5 protein-coding genes and 2 pseudogenes are annotated in these 7,054 nt (G+C 43.7%); 2 read left to right on the forward strand and 5 right to left on the reverse strand.

The genetic code is table 11. The annotated features are described in order from the left end of the window. Nucleotides 1-69: 69 nt before the first annotated feature. From ACLD11_RS21580 to ACLD11_RS21600, 5 genes and pseudogenes are all read right to left on the reverse strand, one after another. Nucleotides 70-1,185 (reverse strand): annotated as a pseudogene (locus ACLD11_RS21580) (ISNCY family transposase); the annotation flags it as partial. A 367-nt stretch (nucleotides 1,186-1,552) separates the two neighbouring features. Next, nucleotides 1,553-2,485 carry a hypothetical protein gene (locus ACLD11_RS21585; RefSeq protein ID WP_411015358.1) on the reverse strand — a complete coding sequence of 311 codons (933 nt, stop codon included), beginning with the start codon at nucleotides 2,483-2,485 and terminating at the stop codon, nucleotides 1,553-1,555. Between the two features lie 260 nt (nucleotides 2,486-2,745). Continuing rightward, nucleotides 2,746-3,009, reverse strand: coding sequence for a hypothetical protein (locus ACLD11_RS21590; protein WP_411015359.1), 264 nt, complete (start codon nucleotides 3,007-3,009; stop codon nucleotides 2,746-2,748). 308 nt (nucleotides 3,010-3,317) lie between these two features. Further along, a complete protein-coding gene (locus ACLD11_RS21595) occupies nucleotides 3,318-3,653 on the reverse strand; it encodes a hypothetical protein (RefSeq protein ID WP_001530147.1) in 336 nt (111 codons plus the stop codon). After that, the gene (locus ACLD11_RS21600) at nucleotides 3,650-4,045 is read right to left on the reverse strand and encodes a hypothetical protein (protein ID WP_226302925.1); all 396 of its coding nucleotides are present in this window, start codon (nucleotides 4,043-4,045) and stop codon (nucleotides 3,650-3,652) included. The genes ACLD11_RS21595 and ACLD11_RS21600 overlap by 4 nt, the downstream gene beginning before the upstream one ends. Nucleotides 4,046-4,620: 575 nt before the next feature. Here ACLD11_RS21600 and tolA point away from each other — a divergent pair. Further along, the gene (gene tolA, locus ACLD11_RS21605; protein WP_411015360.1) at nucleotides 4,621-5,433 is read left to right on the forward strand and encodes a cell envelope integrity protein TolA; all 813 of its coding nucleotides are present in this window, start codon (nucleotides 4,621-4,623) and stop codon (nucleotides 5,431-5,433) included. A gap of 1,443 nt (nucleotides 5,434-6,876) precedes the next feature. Beyond that, nucleotides 6,877-7,004, forward strand: a pseudogene (locus ACLD11_RS21610) (Bcr/CflA family drug resistance efflux transporter); the annotation flags it as partial. Nucleotides 7,005-7,054: the final 50 nt, after the last annotated feature.

Raw genomic sequence — 7,054 nt, forward strand, 5'->3', positions numbered from 1 at the left:
GGACACCACTTTGTCGGATACATCAGATTATGACCAGACGGTTCGCGCTGTACGCTTACGGATGACTCTGTTTAGCCGGAGTTCTTTTCTGCCATCCGGGTAATGCCATACTTCAATGTATTTCCCAATAGCCCTGCGGCTTAACTCACTGTCTTCAATCAGATAGAGCACTTTGTCATACTGTACTGTCAGAGATTTTGAAACACGGCGCGGCTCTCGCCATGTGAAAAACGCAGCCAGATCATCATCAGTTTCAAGTGGTCGGTGAACATCAAAGTCATGCCGGGGCTCTTTCGCAAAGCGCCGGTTGTAATCGGCCATAAACTCATCTGCAAAATCATTAGCTGCATTCACTGAGGAAATGCCCCTGAGCCTGAGTTCTTTAACCAGACGATCCTGAAGCGTCAAATGTGCGCGTTCCACGCGGCCTTTGGCTGAGCTGGTGTTGGCGCAGATAGTCTGGATGTTCAGTTCGTGCATCGCACGCCCAAACTGGGTGTAGCCGTCGCCACCGGTTGCGTTTTTATTGTTAATTCTGAAGACGCTGGCTTTATCGCTGTACAATGCCAGTGGCTTGCCATGCTTTTCCAGATAGCCTCTGGTGGCTTCAAAATAGGTGAAGGTCGATTCCGATTTCACGAAACGAAGCTGCATCAGGCGGCTCGTCGCATCGTCTACATAGACCAGTGCAGTACAGGCGGGAGCTCGGTTCTCAAACCAGTGATGGTCACAACCATCAATCTGTATCAGTTCGCCGCAGCAGGCCCGTCGATAGCGTGGCTGCTGAATTTTCGGCGCACGTTGTTTGCGGGGTATCCAGAGACCGGCTTTGACCATGAGCGAACGGACAGTCTCTTTGGACAGGTGAACATCGTGCAGTTCTGCGAGTTTCTCACACGCCAGTGTCGGACCGAAGTCGGTATAGCGTTCGCGGATAATACTGAGCGCGTACTGTGCAAAGCCATCAGGCAACTGGTTATTGCTGGGTTTTCCACGACGGCGGTTAGCCATACCAAGCGGGCCAGATTCACGGTAACGCGACAGAAGGCGTCGGCACTGGCGATCGGAAATACCTAGGCGCTGCGCGGCCATCAGTGTGGTCAGACGCCGGTCGACAACGTCCTGAATGATTTTGAGTCGGTTAACTTCATCCAAAGTGAAAAACTCCGCTGCGTGTGCCGTCATGGGAATCTTCCTGTTGATTATACATGACGGACATCTTAACTTAGCCCAAGGCGGACATTACAACTTTGCTGTTACAATGTCAGTGCGTATAATGTATTGGATTGTGAAATGGCGTGGAACACGCTATTTCCCCTCAAGACTCATAACCAGATGGCTGCACCAATAAGCGACAAGCTGGAAGCTTGAGCGATAAAGAGCGGAGCGACTGGCGACAGAATTGCTTTGCAATTATGGTGACAGATGCGACAGCATCATGTGTCAATATGCGAAGCAAACAGACCTATCCCACAAGTTGTATTTTGAATCTTTATTATTAATCGTTTGTGATTCAATCAAGGACACTGAATTAACAATGCCCTTTGTTTAATCACATCACTTCATAGCAATCAATGAACGGGTTTCTTTCTCTCCATTGACGTTGCAACCACTGGACATACTGAATGAATACATGAACGTCACCATCAATAATGGAACAATGACGCATTATCTTCTTTGTTAATGGGAAGAAGATTGTTGTTCCATATGGTGTATCAGTGATAATGGTGTGAGTGTTTCCATTCATCACCACTGAGAATTGAATCTCTGAATTTTCCAGTATTACTAACGCATCATCGACAATGACCTTTCGGTTTTTATTGATGGAGTAATAATCCGATTTAGATATCTTCATCGCCTGATTTCTCAAACCAGCTTCTTTTGCATTATCACTGGTTGGAATGAAACGCATTGTATCTGGTGAATAATGACGACGATGGGAATAGTCTTTATCAAACTCATACTTGACAGGATTATCTTTCCAGTTGCTATATCCGGGAATTGCTGGAAGGTCTGAACAGAAGTTCTGAAAGCAATGCCAGCGTTCACACACATGAACACCTTTGTATCCTTTGTGAACCTGCTTTCCATTTCTGGTGTAGTAGCAACGAGCAATCATATTTTGCCAGAGCACATACTCTTTAGTTCGTTGCCCGTATGTCTCAGGAGTGTAGGGGACATATGTCCTATACTGTCCAATTCCGATATAGCCAACACCATGAATAACAGGACGCATTAACGCTTCTCGTCTTTCTTCTTCATTGCCAAAGTCATATGAACGGTCAGCAACCTTTCCTGATTTGATTGCTGAACAATAGGCTTTGGTTGTGTGCCCAGTTTCTTCAAACTGAATGACATAATAACCACGACGATTATGATTGAGAAGTTTGCCAAGAATGCGATAACGACCATAACGATTAGAGGTAAAGATATTGCCTGAATAATAATTAGGATGATTGTAATCTGTGGTGTAATTGTATTTCATCGGATACTCCATAGAATGAATGAGAATCAACAGAAGGAAGGATGAAGTTGGAATGGGTCCTACTTTCATCAACACCTTCAATTCAGGCACTCACTTCATGGAGCTAAAAAAAATTCATAAATAATAATTTGTGGCAATAATGATCAAATAACAATCAGCCATTATTAAACGCTCTGTATGCCATTTTGAGAGCCTTTAATAATGGACAATGAATGAAGGGCTTAACGTCTCACGACGTGCTGTAGCCCTTTCTGTGGTGCTTATTTCTTAGGACGAACGCCCTCTAAACGGTCAGCCTCTACATGACGGCCACAAGCTCGCAAAGACATAATCTGTAGCTTTAATGGGTCATTGAATACAGCCTTATCAATAGCTGAGTTTGAAGCAGTATGACGAACGCCTGTTACTACATCTGTTGAACGTGCAGAACGAGCTAATGCAGGAGCAACACGATTCCCATGACGGTCAATGTGATACGCACCATTAGCTTTGTTTGCTTCATGCTGCGCTCTGGATAATGCCATTGTCAGCCTCCTTATATTCTGCTTCGCAGATATGGGATAGTTGTTTTGTTTTCAGGTTGGCTTTACGACTCACGACAGCCTGAGTTTTGCTTTTATTAACCATCTTTCTGAGTTTGCTTTTCATCGTGCAACCAATACTCCATTACTCGTATATTGCATATATGGGATATCGCTCTGTGGTGTTGGAACTTCACGAGGAAGTTTATTTGTAGCCATTGGCTGAACACATTTGCCTGTAGGCAATGGAACAGCGCAAGAAGTAGTTTTCGCATTAAACGTTGGTTTTGTCTGAGACATTGTATTTTTCCTTATGCGCACAAATTTGAATGAAAAACTTGTGCTGGAAGTGGTTGGGTGAAAGAGATGGATTTGTTTTCCTGTAAAGATAAAGAAAGCAGTTGCCTTGCTCGTTTCATCCGTTTAGTTCCAACTTTGGATTGTAGTTTGTTGCCCTTTGATTCACGAATCCAGACAGGATGAACGCCTGCTTTTATCCATAGATAACGTGGTGCTGTGATATGCCAGCCACAATGGTTGTCACCACTAAAGCTTTTGCTGATAACCAGACGGTCTTCATCTTTTAAAAGACGGGCAATGATTTCATCATTCAGTGCTTTTGCTGAAAAGTAGTGAGGTGAGTTCATTGCATACAACCTCTGGACATATCCTGGTATTGTTCCAGTTGCATTTCTTTCCACGATTTGATTCGATGGTTGCAACGAAACTTCCCATTTCCATCAACGATGGCGTAGTGAACTGAACGGTCTGACATTAAGCGTCTGCGTTGCATTTCATTAAGACGAAGGGAAATCTCTTTCGCATTCATCCAGAAAGAATAGTCATTAGTGATTACTTCAATCTGAAGCTTTCCATCTTTCTCCCGATGACATGGCATATATCCATTCTTACTCATAAATCCACCATCACTTGTCAGGTAGAATAATGAAACAAGAGTGCTATTGATTAGGTCATCAGGATATGAGGCCTGAGAAGTTGAACAGCTTGCATGAGAAGTAGGTGAAGAAATAGAATTCATTTATTTCAGTCCTTGTTTAAAAATAGTATTTTTGGTATTACCAAAGAAATGTGACATTATTAGTGGTTAGACCAGATAAGTAAGCCTCTCAATGTCACGGAGAGAGGTTCTGGAATGAGTTAAGGTGATTATGAGGGTAGGGAAGAGAAAGCCCTGAGAACGCTGTAGAGGCGTGCCAGATGGGGCATTAGTTGGATATGAAAGGGATTGTATTCTGTATTATCCACCGCACCCGACTTTGACTAAATACTGCACGTACTATCCAACTGGTACAATGAGATCAATAAATGATCACAATTAGGTATTTGTGCGTATTTAAATAATTGTTCACAATTTGAGCTAAATTAGCACTTCCGGCTACTGACAGGATTTTTAGCCATTTGTATAATGCCTTTAGCCCTCTGCAAGAGAGCCATGCGGCTTGAGCTGATAATTAAAGATTAAGGAATAAGAATAAAGAAAAGAAATTACTTCCAACTAATCTTCCAGAACTGCTCTAAAGTTAAGTATTTTCACTATCCCATTCTTACTTCCATTTCTTTTATACATTCCATAATTAATTCTAAGGAAAACAAATGAAACTTTCTAAATGGAAGTTAATGGCTTTGATTATTCCTGCTGCATGGACTTCAATTTCTTACGCTTATGACTGGAATGATGATGTCACCCAAAGAGTTCAGACTCTTATAGGAAATGCCGCTGATAAGTATGTGCAGGGTGATTACGATAGCTACAATTCAGATACTGAAACGGCTATTAATTTGCTATTAACAATAGAGCCTCAACCTCAGTCGCCAGAGCAGATAGATGCAAGAAAGATACAGGCAGCACAACTTGTTGATGAAACGGTAAAGAAAGAAATCATTTCTTTAGAGCAATCTCTTGAGGCAAATCAAGCTAAAGCTGACGCTGAATACCAGAAGATGCAAAGCATGAGCAAGGAAGAAAAAGAACAGGCCGCAGCGAAAGCAGCAGCAGAGAAAGCTTTAGCAGCGAAAGCAAAGGCAGCGCGAGAAAAAGCCGAGGCCACCTCAGACGTGGATGAAATGCTTGGTGAGCTTGGCTCAGGTAAGAGTGTACCTAAAACACACACCAGTACCAGTTCTGGCGGTGCCTCTATGGCAGGAATATCCGCATATACCGCCCAGGTGTCAGGTTTGATTCGCGGTAAACTTCCGGCATGGGACACCTATAAAGGTAAGCAGTGCTCTGTAGTTATTCATACGGGACCAGATGGTACACTACTTGGGACAGACTCATACAATGGCGATAATGATTTCTGTAATTATCTTAAGGAAGGTCTACGCACAATAGATAAATTCCCAAGAGCGCCTAATCAATCTGTATACAGTATTATTAAAGACGCACCTTTTAATTTCAGACCTTAACTAAAAAGTGAAAGTTGTTGAGTGTGTGTACAATGGAAGCCGGGAACACTCTCCGCTTTTTGGCAGTCATGAATCCACGATACACACACGCACTACTTTCGATACATTTCACAATACAGGCGCATAACAATTCCTCATAACAAAGAAATGTCATGATAATTGCTTTAGAGCCATGAAAGAGTAGGGTAGCTAGTCCTGAATCTTCCATCCCATTTGCTTTAAGCGAAGCAAGCCAACAGCTTGTATCCAGTGCACCGGAAAGCCGTTAACACTCATCGTCCATCAGCTTGCTTAAGGCTGACAGATTCTGAATCAATGGGTACAGTTAAAACAACAGCTTCGTAGAAGCAATTACTAATGACATTTCACCATCCGCCTAAGTTGTCTTCTTAGTATTGCTACGCTACTGGTATGGGAGCCAGCCTGCGACAGATGGTTTTGCTCTCCAGAGAATGCAGCTTGTTAGCTACAGACGCCTTTCAGGGCATTACTGATATGGGAGTCAGCCTATAATGGAGTAGCTGTTGTCATTGCAACAACACGGACAGATTTAGCGTCTGGCCTAAGACGTTTGTTACCGATGAAACAATCCATCGCTCTTTGGGAGCATCCACTATGGGAGGTCGGACAGCAACAGCCAAAATTGTATAACAATTGTCAGTGTCTAGAATCTTCAAATTGTAAACAAGATTGGCGTGCGTACTGGAGTCTCACCAGTGCTACGAAGTTTAACGTTGGGCAGTACAACGAATCTCTGCGCATCAGTTTTTGCGTGGTCATCATTTCCCCAAATAATGAAACCACAACTGACACATCAGAAGAATTCCAAAATCAACTAATGCCGAAGTGGGCACATAGCCGAAGCAAAGAAGAAGTGTTCCAGTTTGCAGTAACCAGAATCACATCCAACTAATGTCGAGGCGTGCGCAAGCGAAAAGACGAAACAGGTTCTGATGATGTCGGTCAGGTGAATGAAGAAATCACCACGAGCACAATCCCTCGAACGTAGTGAGAGCTTAGCTGGAGACTTCCTCAATCTGAACCAGAGGGCGCAAGACAATCCAACTGTTATGCGAACTAACGACTGCACCAGTCTGGCTACAATTCCCGTTACCTGACGTTAGTGCGCATAATGTATATTATGTTAAATTAGCCGGAAAATAACATGGCTGGAATCGTGCTTGTCGCAAAACTCTTTACCCATAATTTTTGCACACTCAGTGACGACATTGTAACCCGTTTGATCCCTGCCCTGTCGTGACGCTGCGCGAATTCTACTGATTTGCACTCGCTATCCTGTACACGATTTCACGCAGCGCAGGCATAAAAAAACCGGCCATCGTGGCCGGTTCGTCGCATCGCTTTTTGAATCAGTGGATTTTCCCCCTGGCCGCTGCTTTCTCTGACTGACGTTCTGCAGCTCTGACAACGGCCATAAACGCTTTGTTTACTCTGTGCCTGACGTTCTACTACGCTGCAGCTTACGCCTTTGTCACCGGTTCTCGTTTGTGTACATCACTTACTTCGGCGTTGACCCGCAGCATTACGGTTGGCTATTTGCAGTAAACATGACACTTTCGTCTGGAGATACCCGCCCTTCCCTGTAACCTCATATTGACGC

Source organism: Salmonella sp. 741265116_PST (genome assembly GCF_046567715.1).
GTDB classification, from domain to species: Bacteria; Pseudomonadota; Gammaproteobacteria; order Enterobacterales; family Enterobacteriaceae; genus Salmonella; species Salmonella enterica.